The organism is Psychrobacter glacincola, from assembly GCF_965118485.1.
Taxonomy (GTDB): domain Bacteria; phylum Pseudomonadota; class Gammaproteobacteria; order Pseudomonadales; family Moraxellaceae; genus Psychrobacter; species Psychrobacter glacincola_D.
The window spans coordinates 1-18777 of record NZ_CBCPJH010000031.1 but is presented as its reverse complement, the minus strand read 5'-3'; the positions used below and the strand labels follow the sequence as shown (position 1 = coordinate 18777).

Below are 18777 nucleotides of genomic sequence, written 5' to 3'. Positions count from 1 at the left end.
ATAAATAGGAAAAAACATGTTAAAAAAAATCTTTAAAACTAAGTATGTCCCCTATAACCCAGAATATATAAAACTTACGGCAGAAGATGAGAACAACATTCGTACTATCACTGACGATATAAAAAGTTATATCACTCGTAGCGATAAGGTTAGCGATGTCAATTACCATACGCGCGATGCCCATGCCAAAGGTTACTGCGCACTCAAAGCTAAGTTTGAAATTTTGGATAATATCCCAAAAGAATATGCACAAGGTCTGTATGCCCAATCAGGCATTCATGATGCCGTGATTCGTTTCTCTAATGGCGCCTCACGCGTTTCGCCTGACCGTAAATTGGGTTTAGCGCAAGGATTGGCGATCAAAGTTTTTGACGTACCGGGTAAAAAACTAGTACCAGGTGAAGAGGATAGTACAACTTTTGATTTTAACTTGATCAATCATCCGGTGTTTTTCTGTAATAGAATCGAAGATTATGCCTATATCTCTAAGCTTTTTTTAGAGCTGCCAGATTATGCTGAAAAAGGTGCGAGAGGCAAAGCGAAACTGGCATTTAACTGGCTAACCAATTATGGCTCAAGACTACCAAGCAAAGAATCATTTAAAACGTTTAAAGCGCTCGGTGGTTTTACGACGATTGAACCCAAAAATACATTGTTATATGATTTTCATTCGCAAGGTGTGGTGCGTCATGGCGATTATATGGCTAAAATAAGAGTTACGCCAACAGCAGCATCTACCAAGAAGATAACTCGCCGTGATTTAGATGTTAACGCAACACAAGAAGCGATCCGTCCATTAATCGTAGAAGAGATACGTGAGCATGATTATCAATTTGACGTCCAGATTCAGCTTTGCCGCAATCTTAAAAAGCAACCCATTGAAGAGATTACCACTGAATGGAAAGAGTCTGACGCGCCTTTTGTGACGGTCGCAACATTGACGATTCCTTGTCAAGATGTGCCAGATGATGGCAATTTTGATATTATGGAAAACTTGTCCTTTACACCGTTTCGCTGCTTAGTAGAAAATCGCCCTATTGGTAATCTACAACAGTCGCGCCTAAAAGCTTATCAGATCGCATCGGAGACTCGTCATAGACTCAATGATGTCAAACGCCAAGAACCTAAGAGCTTAAAGCAGACTTTCGATAAATCGTTCTTTTAAGCGTTAGATGCTTTTAAGGACTAGAGTCTGAACACGTTATGATGGTTATAATGGCATCAAATAATGAACCAAAAAAATCGGTCTTTTATAGACCGATTTTTTATCGCTGAATTTTACTAGGGCATGTCATAAATTAGTATGGTTATTTTAGGATAAGCTATACTAATTCTATATTTAGCAAACTGAGCTCAACCACCATGACAAGACGAAATTACCAATGGGAGAGGATGAAAGTCATCTTTAGTGGCACATTCAATTTCGATCCATTATGTCCACTTAACATGCCTTTTGATTTTTATCTAAAGGCATCACAACGTCATATTAAAATCGATTTAATGCAGTAAGGCTTAATAATAACCATTATGTTGAATTCATAATCGCTTTTCTGCAAAATGGCTTATCTATAATCGCTTGAGCCACTCATGATGAATAACCACAACTCAGACCCTATTGGCGCAGCATGGCTTATCCGTCATGCACGCATCGATCTGGTTTCTCCTTTATATGTCAGCAGTAGTATCGGTGGGCGGCGGCAAACCTATAAAGAGGGTAATGTTATCCATAACGCTTATCAGGAAACGGCGCGTCCACTGGACACTATCATTGCTCACTTACAGTTTCACATGCGACATGAAGTACTGAGTTTAGAATTACTGGTACGTCTGTTTGAGCGGATAGGTGGGGATGACGTACAAGCATGGGTAAACGCTGAGCCCACAGGCAGCTATGCCCGTAGAATGGCTTTCTTGTATGAATGGCTCATGGATCAGCAGTTAGCAGTACCGAGCAATTTAGGCGGTAACTATGTGGACGCTTTAGATGCTAAGAAGCAGGTTACTTCAAGCCCTACGCAGGTTATCAAGAACGCTCGCTGGCGTATCAATGACAATCTAGCAGGAACCCGTCATTTCTGTCCAATGCTGGTGAAAACGGAGTCGTTTACGCAAGCGGCAGCACTCGATATTGCCACAATGGTTGACAAGCTGAACGATGAATTTGGGCAAGACTTACTGATGCGTGCCTCCGTATGGATGACATTACGAGAGAGTAAAGCCAGCTTTACCATAGAGGGAGAAGGGAAAGAGTTAAAACGTATTGAACGTTTTGCCGATGTGATGGTACGGCGCACCGGCAAAGGCGACATTCCGCTTGATCCTGAATCGCTGGCAGAATTACAACAAGAGATATTGGGGAGTAAAACGGTCATTCAGCAGTATGGCATCCGTCAATCGCCAGTTTTTGTGTCGCATACTCAGGTCAATGGCTTTAAAGAGATTGTGCACTATATCGCTCCACCTGCCGATGACATTGTTGATAAGTTAGCAGGGTTACAGGCATTTATGAAAAAGACCGAGGGACAATCGGCACTGATACGTAGTGCGGTTGCTTCCTTTGCTTTTGTATATATTCATCCGCTGGCTGATGGTAATGGTCGCATACATCGCTTCTTAATTAACGATGTCCTCAGACGAGACCAAGTCATTCATGAGCCTATTATCCTACCTATATCACAAGCCATTGCCGAACATCCCTCAGACCGTCATGCCTATGATAAGATTTTAGACCGTGTATCTGTGCCGCTCATGAAGCAAATTCGTGACCATTATAGTTTTGACAAACAGGCGGTTACTTACCCTGATGGTATTCGCTCAAACTTAAATTTTGAGGACAGTCATCTTATTCAACCGGCATGGCGTTTTATGGATCTGACGCCTCACGTTCAGTACTTATCAGGACTGATTGCTCATGTTATTGAAAACGAGATGCATAACGAGTCACAGTACCTAAGACAACATGACCATGCACGACTGGCGATAAAAGAGATTATTGAGATGCCCAATAGCTATGCCGATAGAATCATTCGCAGCATGCTACAAAATAAAGGCGCTAAAAGTAATAAGCTACTTAAGGATTATCCGTTTTTGGCAAATGAGGCGGTTTGGGATGACATTTTCTCTGTCGTTGTGGAGACCTTTAAAGATGAGACAGATGATTTGAAGAGGTAGAGCAAACCCTGCTATACGCAGGGAGGTCTCCTTTGATAATCAAGCTGGTATAAATATCATCGTTGTAATAATTTGACTATAAAATTTTCGGCTGATATACCCTATCTTAAAAAGTAATCAATATTTTTCTTAACTCTAACTAGGCTAATAAACCACTTAATACAGACGCTCAAAATAATTTTGAGTATTTGAATGTTACTTCGCTTCTGTAGCTATTATGGTTATTAGCTTTGTAAGTACTAGCGTTGCACCTGATTTATTTTCTATATAAAACGCAGCAACTTTATGCTTATGCTCTTGAGCAAATGCTATGAGCTCATTTTTGGCGCGTTTGCATCTTGCTCTTGGGTTGATACTCTAATAAACATAACTAGCGCAGCAGTCTGTTATAAGTAGTCCCACTAAACCAGTCTATTTTAAGTGGTCTATTAATTAAAGAGCTTTTTTAGGTAATTCCGCTGGGGTATAGATCGCTAAGACAGGTATGGTTTGACTATTATCGTTAAGCTGCATAACTAAATCTACCAAGTTTAACTGTACGGATTTGACAGCAGGGGTCAAAAGCTCTTGGGTGAGTTGTTTGATGTGTTTACGATCTGATAAGGTTATGTACTAAATTTCTATTTATATCATAAATAGCCGATTTATTACGTCAATGAATTATCTCAGGATTAAAAAGGTTTATCACCATTAATAGTGGCACGGTGCATAACACGATGAGTGTTGCTACTATAGTCATTGGTAGCGTAATGCTGCGTTGCTCGATTGTCCCAAAACGCAATATCATCTGCTTTCCAATGCCATCTTATCGTAAACTCAGGCTGAGCAATATGCTGAAATAGAAAAGATAAAACTGCTTTACTCTCACTGTCAGTCAATTCGTTAATTTTCGTAGTAAATCCTTCATTGATGAAGATCAGCCTTTTTCCAGTAACAGGATGCGTCCGAATAACCGGATGTATGACGCAAGGATTATCAATTTGAGCTTGTTGCCATTTTTGTAAAGCTTCAGGTGTATGACCAAAACGCTCTCTGGGAAAAGACTGGATAATATTATGAGTTGCCGTTAACCCTTCTAATAACGTTTGAAAAAAGGGCGATAATGCTTCAAAGGCTGCATAGCTGCTTGACCAAAGGGTATCTCCCCCGAATTCTGGTACTTTTTTAGCGGCTAACACACTACCCAAGGGTGGCGTTTCGATAAAAGTTACATCAGTATGCCAAATTGCATTATCGCGTAAGTCAGTTTCTAGGTTATCTAATATAACAATTTCCGGTTGATTCTCCGCTTGTGGATAAATTGGATGGATATGCAGTGTGCCAAATTGCCGAGCGAACACTGCTTGCTGTTTAGGATTAATAACTTGATTACGAAAAAATAGCACTTGGTGAGTTAGTAATGCTTGTTCAAGCAGTTTTATCTCATGGTTGGCTAACGGCTGCGTAAAATCAATACCTTGCACCACCGCACCAATATTTGGTGATAATTGCTTAATCGATAGCGAGTCTTTTTGAGAGGATAAAGTAGCTTGTGTGTTCATAAATACCTCTATAAGCATAAGTTTATAATTTTTGTGTTATTTAATATTTACCATACCAGGGTGCTAAGTTTGTCTGTATTTTACGCAGCACCATCTCTAACACAAAGGCGATTATGGCAATCATCATAATCCCCAATATCACAATATCAGTTGCTAGAAACTGGGCGGCAGATTGAATCATAAAACCTAGCCCTTTAGTTGCAGCGATGAGTTCAGCGGCTACTAGCGTTGACCAACCCACACCAAGACCAATACGAATACCGATCAATATATGCGGTAATGCTGATGGTAATGTAACGTGCCACAACAGTTGTGAGCGAGTAGCGCCTAGTGAAAGTGCAGCAAATTGTCTGCTTTTACTCACTGTTGAGATACCTTGTAAAGTTGAGATAATAATAGGAGCTAAAATCGCTAAGAAAATTAATGTAATTTTGGTAACTTCACCAATACCTAGCCAAATGACTAATAAAGGTAAATAAGCTAATGGCGGTATAGGACGATAGAATTCTAACAAAGGGTCAAATATTGCTTTTATAGTACGATTGGTTCCCATTAGGATACCAATCGGGACGCCTATCAAAATAGCTGCAAATAGGGCAATCAATACTCGCCCAAGGCTAGCAAAGGTATGCTGCCATAAATTTGCTGACATATAGCCCTCTGTGGCTACTTTTAGAAGTTGCTTCCATACAATATCTGGAGCGGGTAAATAAAGGCTTGGTACAGCTCCCAATGTCGTCACAGCCCACCAAATCGCGCCTGTTATTAGAATACTAATTGCGCCCCACAACAGACTATGATGTCGTGTAAATAGTTTTTTTTGTATCATAAATTGCGTACTAAAATGGCTAGCTAATACTCGTTTACTCGTACCATCGGGTGTCTGAATCATTGGATTGGACATGTAAAAATTCCTTTTTTATTTCCTTAAAATTAAAGCTTTATAAAAAATAAGTTAAGCACGACAGGCGACAATTTGATTAAACAAGCGTTCTCGCCACACAATAAACTCGCTATCTGACTTAATTTCACGAGTACTATGCCCTTGTTGCCAGTGCTCATTAAATTTCGGTTGATAGTGGTGTAGGATTTTTCCATTCCCCATGACCACTAAATCAGTTGCTAAAAACAAAGCTTCTTCGATATCATGTGAAATTAGTAATATTTGGCGTTGGCTTTCTTGCCAAATCGTTAATAATAACTCTTGCATGGATTCACGCATGAAAGCATCGAGGGCAGCAAAAGGCTCATCGAGCAACAACATTTTTGCTTTCGATGCCAGTACTCGGGCAATCCCAACACGTTGTTGCATACCGCCCGATAATTCCCAAACAGAGTGATTAGGGATATTATCAAGACCAACCCATTGCAATATTTTTTGCGTGTTTTTTTCACAATCTTCAGGCTTAATTCCTGCTAACTTACCAGCAAAACTAATGTTTTCTGCTACATTTAGCCAAGGAAATAACGCATGGTCTTGAAATACCACCGCTCTATCTATTCCTGGTTTAGTAATGGTCTGACTATCAAAGCTGACGCTGCCACTGGTAGCAGAAACGAAGCCTGCGATGGTGTTTAAAAGCGTACTTTTACCACAGCCTGATGCACCTAATACCACACAAAAGCTTTGTTCTGGCAGTACCAAGTTCAAATTATCCAGCGCCAAGGTAGCGTTTGGATACTGTACTGTTAAGTTGTTAATAGCTAAGCCACTCATGTTTTTATGCTCATATCGATGATTGATTAGATTTATTTTTAGTTAGTGGTTAGATATTTATTAGTCACAAACGCGCCATAGTTTGGTAGAACTTTTTCAATTGTGCCTTGTGTTTTTAAGAATTCGGCAGTTTGTCGAATATTATCTGCGAAAGGTTTTTGTAATAACGTTATCTGTTCATTGGGAGTTAGATAATGATTACCTGCTAATAAATGGGCAACATCAGTCGGTTTAGAACCAGTTATTTGGGCAATTTTTTGCAAGTTTGATTGGTTAGAGACAAAGGCTTTTGGATCTTGACTGTATTTACCGGTAGCATCTGTACTGATTTTAACGAACTGCTTTAAAAATTCAGGATTTTGTTTAGCGAAATCTTTGCGTACCACCCACAGATCATAGGTCGGGCTTCCCCATTCGGCTACTTGTTTTGAGCTGGCCAATACATGTCCACTGCTGCTAGCCTTGCTCAGAGTAGGCTCCCAAACATAAGTAGCATCAATATCGCCACGTTCCCACGCTGCACTGATTTCAGGGGGGCGCAAATTGATGATATCCACTTGGGACGCATCTATCTTCCAATGTTTCAACGCCGCAAGCAGGCTAAAATGTGTGGTCGATACAAAAGGTACTGCGACTTTCTTACCGATTAAATCTTGTGGTGATTTAATATTGCTACTATTTTTTGCAACTAAACTTTCAGCCGCACCAATTTCGCTAGTCACTAAAAATACCTCTATTGGCACATTTTTGGTTGTTGCAGCTGCAAGTGGACTTGAACCAATGTTGCCAATATCTATACTGCCGGAACTAATCGCTGCTATGACATCAGCACCTGTATCAAATTTACGCCAGTTGATATCGCGAGTTGTGACTTTTTCATAAGTACTATCAGCTTGTGCTACTTTAGATGGGTCAATTCCTGTTTGATAGGCGATATTAACTGCTGAAACATCGTCTGAGCCAGCACGTTTACCTACATTTATTGTTTTTTGTTCACTATTTTTACTGGAACTAGAGTTTGCTTGAGTATATGCATAGCTACCGCCAATACTCATAACACCTAAAACTACACTCGCTGTAAAAAATTTATTTTTTTTAATCATGGCTGCCTCTGATTGTCAGATGTTCTATTATCAATAGTAGGCAGTATGCGTAATTCGTTAGATTTAATGAAATTAATTCTACTTATTAACAAAGTCCTTATTTGACTAGATAAGGTTTCTATATAAGCACGAATAGGTTTAGGTATAGATCACAAAGCCAAGCATAGTTTGACTATTATCATCAGGCTGTGTAACTAAAATCTCCCAAGTTTGTTTATACGGATTTGACGGCAGGGGTCAAGATTAAGCATTCAAGTTACTACGACTGGCTGAGTCGCAATATCAGCGAGCAGCAGATACATCGCAACCATTGCGAGCTACTCGTTAAAGCCGCTCACAGTGAAAGTAAAGAACGTTATGGTTATGAACGTTTGCATGCAACGCTCACCGAGCAAGGCCATGACATTAGCCTATACATGGTTAGAAGCATTAAAGAGGAACATAACATTAAATGCCGTCGCCACAAGCGTTTTAAAATTACGACAGACTCTAATCATAATAAGCTGGTCTATCCAAACGTTCTGGATCAGCAATTTGATGCTAAGCGTCCTAATGAGTCTTGGGTCAGTGACATCACCTATATCTGGACAAGTGAGGGTTGGCTGTATTTAGCAGGCGTTAAAGACTTATACACTAAAGAGCTGGTCGGCTATGCTATCAATAAGCGCATGACAGCAGATCTAGTATGCAAAGCATTGAACATGGCCATCAAGAACAAACGACCCAGTAAAGGGCTAGTCGTTCACTCTGACAGAGGCAGCCAGTATTGTAGTTATGCCTACCATAAGATCATCAAGCAGCATCAGTTTGCAGGCTCAATGAGCGCTAAAGGTAACTGCTTTGATAACGCACCTATAGAGAGCTTCTGGGGCGTATTAAAGAATGAGTTGATATATCATCAGGACTATAAGACCAGATTCGCCGCCATTACCGATATCATTAGATATATCGAGTTGTACTACAACCAAACAAGAATTCAAAAGGGCTTGGGCTATAAAACGCCAAGACAGGTGTGGTTTGATTATTATCGTCAGGCTGCGTAATCAAAATCTCCCAAGTTTAACTGTACGGATTTGACGGCAGAGGTCACACAGTATGGGCTACCTATTTTTCCTAAAGAATTTCAGGCAACGAAAACCATAAAAAATGGTCATCTCTATGCTTGTATGCATTGTGGTTATGTCGAATGTATTTCAGCGCCAAATGAAGAATGCAATCGTTGCCATCTTTCAAGAGGATGGGCTAAAGCTTTAAATAATAAGATTGTAAATTAGTCAGTATGGCGGTTTACTACCTCAATAATGCTCTTACAAATAAGACTATTGATGCTGCGTAGTTTTTGCTCAGGCGCGCCTTGACAGATGCTACGAAAATCATAAAGCTCATCTTTATAACCAATGCAATAAAAAAACGTACCGACAGGCTTCTCCTCCGTTTCAGAGCCTCCAGGCTTTAATAAACCTGTACAAGCGACATATAAGTCGGCATCAAACATTGTCTTAGACTTATTAACCAGTTCTTTTGTTACCTCTAGTGATTCAGGCGTACGCTCAGCAATTAATTGGCTTGATATGTTTAACACGTTCTTTTTTATCGCAACGTCGTAACATACCAAGCCACCCATTAATATATCGCCTGAATAAGGACTCATAGAAAAGCAATGCGCTAGATAGCCAGCGGTCGCACTTTCAATAAAAACTATGGTTAATTGCTTATCTGCCAACAACTTTGCACAGCTATTAGTCACACCGTCCTCCATACTAATATCAGAACAATCACGATTATTACAGTACTTTCCTATTAAAAACTCAATTCATGTCGTGATGAATTTGCGTAACAGTTATTTTTTAATTAGGTCCGCATTAGCAAAGGCAGAACGGGTAACAGTTTAGTTGCTGTAATCTGGTTAAATTAGGGCATACCCTAATAATTAATAAAAAATTATTCCACTATATTCACTCACTAATTCTTGCAACCATATAAAAATAGATATACGATTCATATACGTTTCGTATATCAAGGTTTTTTATGGGTATTGTTAAAATTGATGATGATCTGCACGAAGAAATTCGTAAAGCAAGCTCAGTCATGGTGCGCTCCATCAACGCACAAGCTGAATATTGGATGAAGATAGGAATGCTTGCTGAATCCAATCCCAATATGTCTTACAACCAAATTATCAATGAGCAAATGAGACAAGCTGATATCAATGTAGGGAACCTTATAGATGGATAAGGTGATACTTAAAAATGCAGCAGAATTGGAAGTCATGCGCGATTCTGGAAGACTTCTAGCCTCTGTCTTTGATTATCTCGACGAAAAAATCACAGTCGGTATCTCTACGATGGAGATTAACGATCTTGCTGAACGCTATATTGTCGATCAGCTAGGCGCACGCCCAGCCAGTAAGGGTCAATATGGTTACCAGTATGCATTAAATGCTTCAGTGAATAATGTGGTCTGTCATGGTATTCCTTCAGAAAATCAAATACTCAAATCAGGCGATATTGTGAATGTGGATATTACTCTAGAACAAGGTGATTTTATCGCTGATTCTAGCAAAATGTATTTGATAGGTGAGGTGTTACCCCTCGCAAAACGCTTGGTTGATAAGACCTATAAAGCCATGTGGGAAGGAATACGAGCAGTGAAACCTGGAGCAACGCTAGGTGATGTTGGTCATGCTATTCAAAGTTATGCTGAGCAGCAAGGCTATTCTGTAGTGCGAGAATATTGTGGTCACGGTATTGGGCGCGAAATGCATGAAGAACCGCAAGTTCTGCATTATGGACATCAAGGAAAAGGCTTAGTCCTACAAGAAGGTATGACATTCACCATTGAACCCATGATCAACCAAGGTAAGGCTAAAGTTAAGGTCAAAAAAGATGGCTGGACAGTAATCACCAACGATAAAAAGTTATCTGCGCAGTGGGAGCATACGATAGCTGTCACATCTGATGGTTACGAGGTTCTCACTCTTCGAGATGATGAAACTATTTAATATTTGAAAGGTTATCTGATAAGGCGCTTCTATCAACGAGAAGCGCCTTTTTTTAATATTTTATGCGATCATAGTCCAAAGTTGAGCATACCTCTATAACTATCCTCAAAATAATAACCTTGTGTACACCACAAAGTACACTGTCGCAATTTTAACGCTCTATCTACTAGTGTGTATAGCTCACACCTTAAGATTCAAGTCCTCACTAGGGAACCAAACCAGTGAGAGCACCTGATTGGTTAGCTACACGTATACCATGACAAACTACATTATTCATAACAGTCACTCATTGAGCATGGTTATTATTACCGCACCAGTTACGTGACTATATGAAACCTACTACTGTTTTGTTTATCGACATATGCAAGCTAGGTGCGCGCACTGCTTGCAATAAAAAATAAATCAATAGTTACTTACTGGCCTAAGGCTTTTTAAATAGGCGACTGCAATACGCTTCCAACTTATCAGCATCATCTATTGAGCTACCAAAAGCGATGTGACCATCAGGTCTTACTAATATCAGTGCTGCCGTGTTTTGTAAGCCATAGGCGTTATGTGCGACATCGTCAAGATCAGACAATGCTATAGGACCTTTTTTATCAGGCAAGGCTGCGCCAAGTATCAATCTAGGATGAATCCAAGGCCAGCTTTGAACCTTGTCAATGGCATCGTTTAGTTTTGGCAAGATATCAGCTTGTCTGCCATCAAAAACAAGCAACGACCAACCCCAGCTCTGTCCATTAGGGTTATAAATATGATCAAACAAGCTAGTAGATGAACCATCGGTAGCTATCACAGTTGCATCAGGTGCGCGGTCGCCTGAGCGTGGTGGATTGCCTTTTAGCGGATTAAGAATACCGCCCAGATGATCTTCGTTTAAGGGACTATCAGGATACGCCACTGACAATTGCTGCAAATCATCTGTCCCTTGGATCAGCGCACCAATATTCGGTATAAAACGAGCAGCAACATCCATTGCAGTGTCTTTAACACGCCCACGGTAAACCACGTTTTTAAAGCCTTGTAGCTGTTGCTCATCAAGCCTTTGGTGCTCGCCACAGCGCTCCGTGTCATAAGATTCAAGTATCACAGGCTCAGCACTATCGTTTAGCACCATGGCTAGACGCCAAGCTATGCCAACCGCATCATGCAAACCTGCATTCATACCCTGTCCGCCAATCGGTAGCGCCACATGACCTGCGTCGCCCACCATAATGACACGCTCCTTTGTATAGTGCGATGAAACACCATGGCTAAATCGGCTGTGGGTTAACCATATAGGGTCACTTAACGTCAAGGTAGAATCTTCAGTAACTTCACGTGCAATGCTCTGCATCTCCTCGAGCGTTGGGTCACGGTCAGGTATACCTGTGTCATCGGCTAAAAAGAATAGACGGTGATAGCCGCCCCAAACAGGCAGGACACCACAGAAGCCTTTTTCGTAGTAAAAAAACCAAAGCTGATCGGCATCCGTTGAGCGACGCCATTCGAGTTTAGCATCAACTTGTCGGTTCATACGATTAGGTAGATATTCAGGCTCAAAATCCAGATCTAGGGCTTGACGGACAAAGCCATCACTGCCATCTGCACCGATCAAGTAACGGCATTTGAGATGTTCATGCGGTATATCTTTCTCTTCACCATCCTCCGATAGGGTTGCTAAGGTTACGGTAACGCCATGCTCATCTTGAGTAAAGTCGATAAGCTTACGACCACGCTCAACCTGATAGCCTTTGCTTTCTATCTGCTCACTTAGCGTTTTTTCTATTACATCTTGTCCACTATAAAGCACTTCGCTGTAAGGGCTTGATACTTCTGAGACCTCAACGGGATCGGTCGGTCGTCCGTTTAAAAGTGTGTTCACCCGCTTGATTTTATAAGCCTTTTTAGCCAAAGCATCACGAATACCGATACTGTCGAGCAGCTCTTGCGGCCGTGCCCACAGATTATTAGCACGTGAATGGGGTTTGGGTTTGTGATGCTGCTCAAACAGTCGAAATGAAACGCCATGATGCGCTAATGCGCAAGCTGTGGTCAAGCCTACAGGACCTCCGCCAATGATAATGACATCGGTATCAAAGTCCGTATTATTTTGATTCATAATTTTTACCTAAGAACGTCATTTTTAAAAGATTGAGGTGCTAATGATCACTTATTACTGCCAAAGCATCAAAAGCGCTTAATAGCATTTACTATATCTGCTATAGGCCAGCGCCATCAACGACAAATTCTTCTACCCTATATTCAGGAAGTACTGGTTAATCTAGCGGATAGGTTGCAAACAGAAGACAAGTTGGAACTATAAATCATTCTAGGTCTGGTAGCAGTTGCATTATTGGTTATGAATAAAAAGTATTGATGCTGTTTTAAAAAGTATGCTGATTAAAATTTAAACAATTCTTGAAGCCTTGAAAGCCCTGTAGGATCAGAGAACGTAGCATAGGTTTCTTATTGACTTTTATCGCCAGCATACTTTTTAAAACACCACCAACTATTTAACAGCGATTAAATAATAGGGCAGCTATCTTAAATGGTAGGTTATTTGAAGTTGCCACCACGCTTAGCAAAGGAAGATAACACTTAAGCGGCCTTAAGCCAGTCAACAGCCATCTGCCATAACTCAGGTGCTTTTGTATTTGTTCTACGGCTGAAATAAAGCATATGGCCTATGTTATCAAGACCAAATTCTTTAGGATCAAAAAAGCATTTCTCTACTGGCATCTGACTGAACACTCGTATCATGTCATCCATGTTTTTGCTGTTGGCAATGTCGTCATCGCTAAAGCCTAACCATAGTGCTTTCATGGCAATGTCGTCATAAAAATGCGTGTGTACACTTTTACCAAACGCCGTTTTGATATAACCTGCGCCATTGCACCACTCGCGCCATTGACGAGCGACATGCTTAGGTAAAGGCTCACCCATGCCCACTTTGTCTGAAGCGGTATAACCTAACATGAGGTTGTTTAGGGGAATAAATAAGTCCATAAAAAACTTAGCTTTAAGCTTATGGGACATCCTCATGTTTTTAATGCGACCTGATGAACAAGCGACATTAAATACTGAGGCGATAGACTCATAATTCGGCATTAAGCCAATCAGTTGACCGCCTGCGCTATGACCAATCAAATGATAAGAAGCGTCGGCAAACTCATCTTGCAAGGCATCGAGCACGGCTGGCATATCATGGCGTCCCCAGCTTATCAATGATGCGTCAGATTTTGCCAGATCGGTAGTAAGCGAGTCGCCAATACCTTCATTATCATAGGTTAGGACACCAAAGCCATGTTCTGCTAAGTAGATGGCAAAGTGATGATAAAACTGACGTTTAATACCTGTTGCAGGTGCCATCATAATCGCTTTTTTTACCACACTTTTAGGACGATACACGGTTGCTGCCAGCGCTTGACTGCGATCGGTCATGATGCTCAGTGGATAAGTTTCTATCTCTGTCTTGATATCAGCGCCAGTAGTTGCTTCTATAATATCGCCTTGTGGCTTTAGGTTCTCAAAAGATGATGAGATCGTGTCGTCCATAAATATACCTTAATATTTCTTTTTTCTTTGTTTTTATTGATCCACTTCATTAGCAAAGATTGACTATGATTTGCGATGAGTCAGTAATATTTAAATCCGAAAATAGGGTGGCTGAAGAGTGATAAATCATTGCTAATGCGTGGCAGCAGTTTTGTGATAGAGATAGTACAGTAATGGTCTTTGTCATCATTAGGAAAGAGCACAGTCTAAACGCTCTCAACTCATGCTATACCGTTGCTAGTTAAGACCACTCTTTTAAAGCAGTCTCAACGAAACTTAAGCGATCTTGACCAAAAAACATCTCACCGTTCACGAAGAAACTAGGCGCACCAAAAACACCTCGCGCCACAGCTTCTTCAGTGGTATCTTTCAAACGCTCCTTAACCTCAGTCTCACTAATACGTGCCATAAAATCAGTCACGTCAATGCCTGCTTTAGTCAAAACTTCAGCCACAACCTCGGGTGACTCCATGTTTAGCTTTTCAGACCATAAAGCGTTAAAAATGGCTGCTAAATAAGTCTGGAACTCAGGTTCTTCCAAGTAAGCGGTCGCACCTCTCATTAAATGCATCGTATTCAACGGGAAAAATGGATTGAAGTTAAACGGCACCCCATAAATATTTGAAAAACGCTGAAGATCTTTCAACATATAAGGGCCTTTAGCAGGAACCGCAGCTGGTGACGCATTACCAGTGGCTTGAAAAACAGCACCAAGCAGCATAGGTCGCCAAATGATTTTAGCGTTGGTGCGTTGTGCCATACTCTCTAATTGTGTCCATGCCAAATAACTGGCTGGGCTGCCTACATCAAAGAAAAACTCTACTTTTTTACTCATCTCAAAGTACTCCTGACAAAATATATTAGAAAGTTTTTAAAAGATTTCTGGAAATTTACTAAAAGGTCTCTAGCCATGGGCGTAGATCAAGCTCATGCGTCCAGCTATCACGCGGTTGACAATGTAATTGCCAATACTGCTCAGCGATATGCTCTGGATTTAAGATCCCGTCTTGATCTTTAAGCGCATAACGCTCAGGAAAGTTGTCACGAATAAAGGCGGTATCAATGGCGCCATCAATAATAGGATGAGCCACATGTATACCTTTTGGCCCTAACTCTCGAGCCATGCTTTGCGTCAAAGCACGTAAAGCAAATTTAGCACCAGCAAAGGCAGAAAAACCTTTACTACCTCGCAAAGAAGCCGTCGCGCCAGTGAAAATAATCGTGCCCTTTCCACGGGGAAGCATTGCTTTTGCCGCCTCTCTACCTGTGAGAAATCCAGACAACGCTGCCATTTCCCATACTTTTCGGTAGACTCTTTCTGTGGTGTCTACAATGGAAAAATGAACGTTCGCACCAATGTTAAATACCACCACTTCAATCGGCCCAATGTCTTGTTCAATATGGGTAAACAGCTCAACCATCTCTTGCTCTACACGCGCATCACAACCAAATGGCTTTGCTATGCCACCAGCGGCTTCAATATCACTGACTAGCGAGCTAAGTTTGTCGACACTCCTTCTGGTCACGCATAAGGTAAAACCTTCTCTTGCAAAACGTCTCGCAACAGCGCTGCCGGTGGCATCGCCTGCGCCAATTACAACTGCTACGGGTGCTCTATACATGTCTATTTCCTTATAGGTTCCTTTTTAGAACTAACAAAAATATAGCTTCCTTTTCAGAGTCTGTCAAGCTAATCTATTACTCATACATGTAGGAGGTAACATATGCGCTGGGATGAACTTGATAAACAGCCTTGCTCAGTAGCTCGCACTTTGGCAGTCATTGGTGATCGTTGGACGCTAATGATTTTACGTGACTGTTTTTTAGGTGTCAGACGTTTTGATATATTTGAGCAACGCTTAGGCATCACACGTCATGTCTTGTCTGACAGGCTTCGTAAGCTGGTTGAATATGACGTTCTGAAAAAAGTAGCCTATCAACAGCAACCACTGCGTGAGGAATACCGATTGACAGAGCGTGGTTTAGATTTGCATCCAATCGTTTTGGCATTGGTCAGTTGGGGAGACAAACACATGGCTGATGAACGTGGTGCGCCGTTGCTACATAGGCATAAAGAATGTGGCCAAATAATGCATCCCGTAACGGTATGTTCAGAATGCCATGAACCAATTAATGCACGGGATATTGAGGTTGAAATAGGACCTGATTGGATAGGTAGGGATGAGTTTGGTATATGAAGAGAGGGTTCTGTTAAAAAATGTAAGCCAAGGAAATCGCCACACACTTCGAACCAGCACTTACCTATGAACCAATACAGAATTGAGACCATGGAGAGTAATGAGCTATTCTGACAATTCTATAATCATTAAATCCTTATCTAACACTAGCAGTTCGATACCTGTATAGCGCACCGATCATGTTCCCACAACAGAGTTTATGACGTTGGATGTCAGAAGTCAGTTTTCACTGGTTCCATTTAGGTATACCCAAAAAATAAATCCTCTAAACGATAACTCATCTATCAATAATCAGGGCGGTTCAGAAACCTGATTTTAAATCCCTAGGTCGAGTTGTATGGCGTTTTGCCATATATTTGCCCAGTAAGGGTAAGCAAAATGCTGGTAATTGAAAAGCACCCAATAACGGTAAAAACACCGCACCCATAAAAGGTACAGTTATGGTGTAAGCAAGTAATACATTGCGTCCACCACACACCAGTGCAGCGACAATGGCGTTTTCATCGCCAAAACGTCGATATATTATATAAGCCATAAAATAAAACACCAATGCCAATACCGAACTTAGCACTAGTAATAACAACGCTTGCCACGGATTATGGTTAAACGTGGTACGAAACCCTGCCATCAGTCCCAGTGGAAATAACATCAGCAGTAAAATATTAAACTGTGCAATTTTGGGATAATAACGCGACAAAATAGGCGGTGAAACGAACCGACGCACCGCCACAGCTGGCACTATTGGCATAACAATATAAACTAACAAGCGATTGACATATATGCCAACGTCTATATGTGCATTGTCATCGCCTAATAGCCACAATACGCCTAATAATGTACATGGCATAACGAGCGTAGCAGCGATAGTTTTTGCCGTCGCCAGTTGTGCATCAAACCCCACTGCATTGACCAACGCACCACTACCGAACAATGGGGCAGTGGCACCAAGACCTGCAATCGCCAATAGCCAATCGCCACGTACACCGAGTGCATAAGCAATTACTATTAAAGCTAGACTCATGCCCCCGCTTTGTAACAAGGCAAAAACCCATACATAGCTTGTCGCTATACGCTTTAAAAGTGCATATTGGTCAATGCCTAGTAAAGTAAAAAACATCAAGAAGAACAATATTTGGGGTAAATATACCAATACTGCATTGGATAAGTTTGGAAAAACAAAGCCCACAATTACACAAACTGGCATAATTAATGTGCTATGGCGCGCAATAAAACTAAGAAGCATGGCCTTTCCTAATAAAAAATGTTTTTTTGATACATATGCTGAACCACGCTGGGATTGTTTGATATCCAACAATCTTAAAGAGTATGAAAATTCCGAGGTGTCTCATATATCTACTACATCGATGCCTGTATAGCACACCGAGCTATAATTATTGCGGATCGAAGCATTTTGAATAGTGTTTGTTTGATGCTGCTGAAAACTCTCACAAGCTATCATCAGCATCAAACAAGCAATTAGTTGTATCCATTACATTATAAAAAATGAAAATAGTCATAAAGCCGATAACTGAAAAACGGACCGATACCTGCTCAATATTTTTTATAGACAAGTTCCTATTTAATAAAGAAGCTTTCTTAAAAACTGTGTAACTGCTATTTACATCACATCAATACTTCCACAGAATCTGGCATGGTCTTAGTCTTACAGATGTTAGAGAATAGGATCCCTGACGTTATGAGTGGCAAACTCATACTTCCACAACTTGAAGTAAAACAGCAACCGCAGCGAGTGGAAATAAAACAACCAAGCCCAAGCAATGATAAGGATATTATTCTCTAGCACCTCAATCTTTGTTAATAATAAATATTTCGCAAACTTATTTTACAAATTTTACCAAAAACAAACAGAAATCGATTATTATATCGTAGATGATAATCGTTATTATTCTAGTAAGCCTAATTTCGATTCGCTAGAATCTGCTAATCTTACCTCCTAAATAATACCTAAAATCTCCCTTATATAGATTTAATCTGGATGATTATTGAAAAATTATTCGGCTTTGCTATGTATTAGCAGAATAATTAGCTTAGGTATGCTTTAGATAGAAAACTAAAGGATAACAGCGTGATAAAAACTGGGGATGAGCTAATATGTATGAGTGGTAACGCTTTTTATACAGCAGGCCATATATATACTGTTGGAAATTTCATTAATGAAAGATATTTTGAATTGATGACAGGCATCAATGACGAATGTTGGTATTCAGAAGTCGATGAGGAAGGAATACATGTCTCATTCAAAGATATAGCAGATGAATATCAAAATGCTTGGTTTGATAAGATAGAAAAGAAAAAACGTGCTTGAAGCAAGCTCTAGGAAACATACTTTAGTCTAGATTTTAATTTAAATTAGCTACATCCCTCGTATCTACTGATACAGAGGGCTAATTTTTAATCAATATTAACCAGGGGAGAAGCCCCTTGGTTAATACTCGACCTTAATAGTCTTAATAGTCTAAATAGTCTAAATAGTCTTTAATAGGACGTT

17 protein-coding genes are annotated in these 18777 nt (G+C 40.5%); 7 read left to right on the top strand and 10 right to left on the bottom strand.

The genetic code is table 11. The features are described 5' to 3' along the window. The first annotated feature begins 16 nt into the window (after positions 1–16). Both ACMHKH_RS11345 and ACMHKH_RS11340 read left to right on the top strand, forming a co-directional pair. Positions 17–1165: a catalase family protein gene (locus ACMHKH_RS11345; protein WP_413520750.1), complete on the top strand. Its 1149-nt coding sequence runs from the start codon at positions 17–19 to the stop codon at positions 1163–1165. 422 nt (positions 1166–1587) lie between these two features. Beyond that, on the top strand, positions 1588–3171 hold the full coding sequence (locus ACMHKH_RS11340) for a Fic family protein (RefSeq protein ID WP_413520749.1): 1584 nt from the start codon (positions 1588–1590) through the stop codon (positions 3169–3171). A gap of 671 nt (positions 3172–3842) precedes the next feature. Here ACMHKH_RS11340 and tauD read toward each other — a convergent pair. The 4 genes from tauD to tauA all read right to left on the bottom strand — a co-directional run bounded on the left by tauD (position 3843) and on the right by tauA (position 7484). Continuing rightward, the gene (gene tauD / locus ACMHKH_RS11335; protein WP_413520748.1) at positions 3843–4712 is read right to left on the bottom strand and encodes a taurine dioxygenase; all 870 of its coding nucleotides are present in this window, start codon (positions 4710–4712) and stop codon (positions 3843–3845) included. Positions 4713–4752: 40 nt separating this feature from the next. Further along, positions 4753–5541 (bottom strand): taurine ABC transporter permease TauC, encoded by a 789-nt coding sequence (tauC, locus tag ACMHKH_RS11330; RefSeq protein ID WP_413520764.1) that lies wholly within the window; start codon positions 5539–5541, stop codon positions 4753–4755. A 126-nt stretch (positions 5542–5667) separates the two neighbouring features. After that, a complete protein-coding gene (locus tag ACMHKH_RS11325; protein ID WP_413520747.1) occupies positions 5668–6429 on the bottom strand; it encodes a taurine ABC transporter ATP-binding protein in 762 nt (253 codons plus the stop codon). 38 nt (positions 6430–6467) lie between these two features. Next, positions 6468–7484, bottom strand: coding sequence for a taurine ABC transporter substrate-binding protein (tauA, locus tag ACMHKH_RS11320; RefSeq protein WP_413520763.1), 1017 nt, complete (start codon positions 7482–7484; stop codon positions 6468–6470). Positions 7485–7756: 272 nt separating this feature from the next. Between tauA and ACMHKH_RS11315 the strand changes: the two genes are divergently transcribed. After that, complete coding sequence (locus tag ACMHKH_RS11315; RefSeq protein WP_413520746.1) at positions 7757–8575, top strand: IS3 family transposase; 819 nt, start codon at positions 7757–7759, stop codon at positions 8573–8575. 227 nt (positions 8576–8802) lie between these two features. Here the strand turns inward: ACMHKH_RS11315 and ACMHKH_RS11310 are convergent, their stop codons facing one another. After that, positions 8803–9279, bottom strand: a complete 477-nt coding sequence (locus tag ACMHKH_RS11310) for a CinA family protein (protein WP_413520745.1) — start codon at positions 9277–9279, stop codon at positions 8803–8805. 281 nt (positions 9280–9560) lie between these two features. On the opposite strand from ACMHKH_RS11310, the gene ACMHKH_RS11305 reads away from it, so the two are divergent. Both ACMHKH_RS11305 and map read left to right on the top strand, forming a co-directional pair. Further along, entirely contained in the window at positions 9561–9767 is a 207-nt protein-coding gene (locus ACMHKH_RS11305) for a ParD-like family protein (protein WP_413520744.1), read from the top strand. Beyond that, positions 9760–10533 carry a type I methionyl aminopeptidase gene (gene map / locus ACMHKH_RS11300; protein WP_413520743.1) on the top strand — a complete coding sequence of 258 codons (774 nt, stop codon included), beginning with the start codon at positions 9760–9762 and terminating at the stop codon, positions 10531–10533. The genes ACMHKH_RS11305 and map overlap by 8 nt, the downstream gene beginning before the upstream one ends. A 421-nt stretch (positions 10534–10954) precedes the next feature. Here map and ACMHKH_RS11295 read toward each other — a convergent pair whose 3' ends face one another. The 4 genes from ACMHKH_RS11295 to ACMHKH_RS11280 all read right to left on the bottom strand — a co-directional run bounded on the left by ACMHKH_RS11295 (position 10955) and on the right by ACMHKH_RS11280 (position 15692). Continuing rightward, positions 10955–12634, bottom strand: a complete 1680-nt coding sequence (locus ACMHKH_RS11295; protein WP_413520742.1) for an FAD-dependent monooxygenase — start codon at positions 12632–12634, stop codon at positions 10955–10957. A gap of 479 nt (positions 12635–13113) precedes the next feature. Then, on the bottom strand, positions 13114–14070 hold the full coding sequence (locus ACMHKH_RS11290; protein ID WP_413520741.1) for an alpha/beta fold hydrolase: 957 nt from the start codon (positions 14068–14070) through the stop codon (positions 13114–13116). Between the two features lie 241 nt (positions 14071–14311). Next, positions 14312–14905, bottom strand: coding sequence for a 2-hydroxychromene-2-carboxylate isomerase (locus ACMHKH_RS11285; protein ID WP_413520740.1), 594 nt, complete (start codon positions 14903–14905; stop codon positions 14312–14314). Between the two features lie 58 nt (positions 14906–14963). After that, a complete protein-coding gene (locus ACMHKH_RS11280; protein ID WP_413520739.1) occupies positions 14964–15692 on the bottom strand; it encodes an SDR family oxidoreductase in 729 nt (242 codons plus the stop codon). Between the two features lie 102 nt (positions 15693–15794). Here ACMHKH_RS11280 and ACMHKH_RS11275 point away from each other — a divergent pair, with 102 nt between their 5' ends. Continuing rightward, positions 15795–16268: a winged helix-turn-helix transcriptional regulator gene (locus ACMHKH_RS11275; protein WP_413520738.1), complete on the top strand. Its 474-nt coding sequence runs from the start codon at positions 15795–15797 to the stop codon at positions 16266–16268. Between the two features lie 301 nt (positions 16269–16569). Here the strand turns inward: ACMHKH_RS11275 and ACMHKH_RS11270 are convergent, their stop codons facing one another. Further along, entirely contained in the window at positions 16570–17511 is a 942-nt protein-coding gene (locus ACMHKH_RS11270; RefSeq protein ID WP_413520737.1) for a lantibiotic ABC transporter permease, read from the bottom strand. A gap of 873 nt (positions 17512–18384) precedes the next feature. Here ACMHKH_RS11270 and ACMHKH_RS11265 point away from each other — a divergent pair. Further along, a complete protein-coding gene (locus ACMHKH_RS11265; RefSeq protein ID WP_413520736.1) occupies positions 18385–18594 on the top strand; it encodes a hypothetical protein in 210 nt (69 codons plus the stop codon). Positions 18595–18777: the final 183 nt, after the last annotated feature.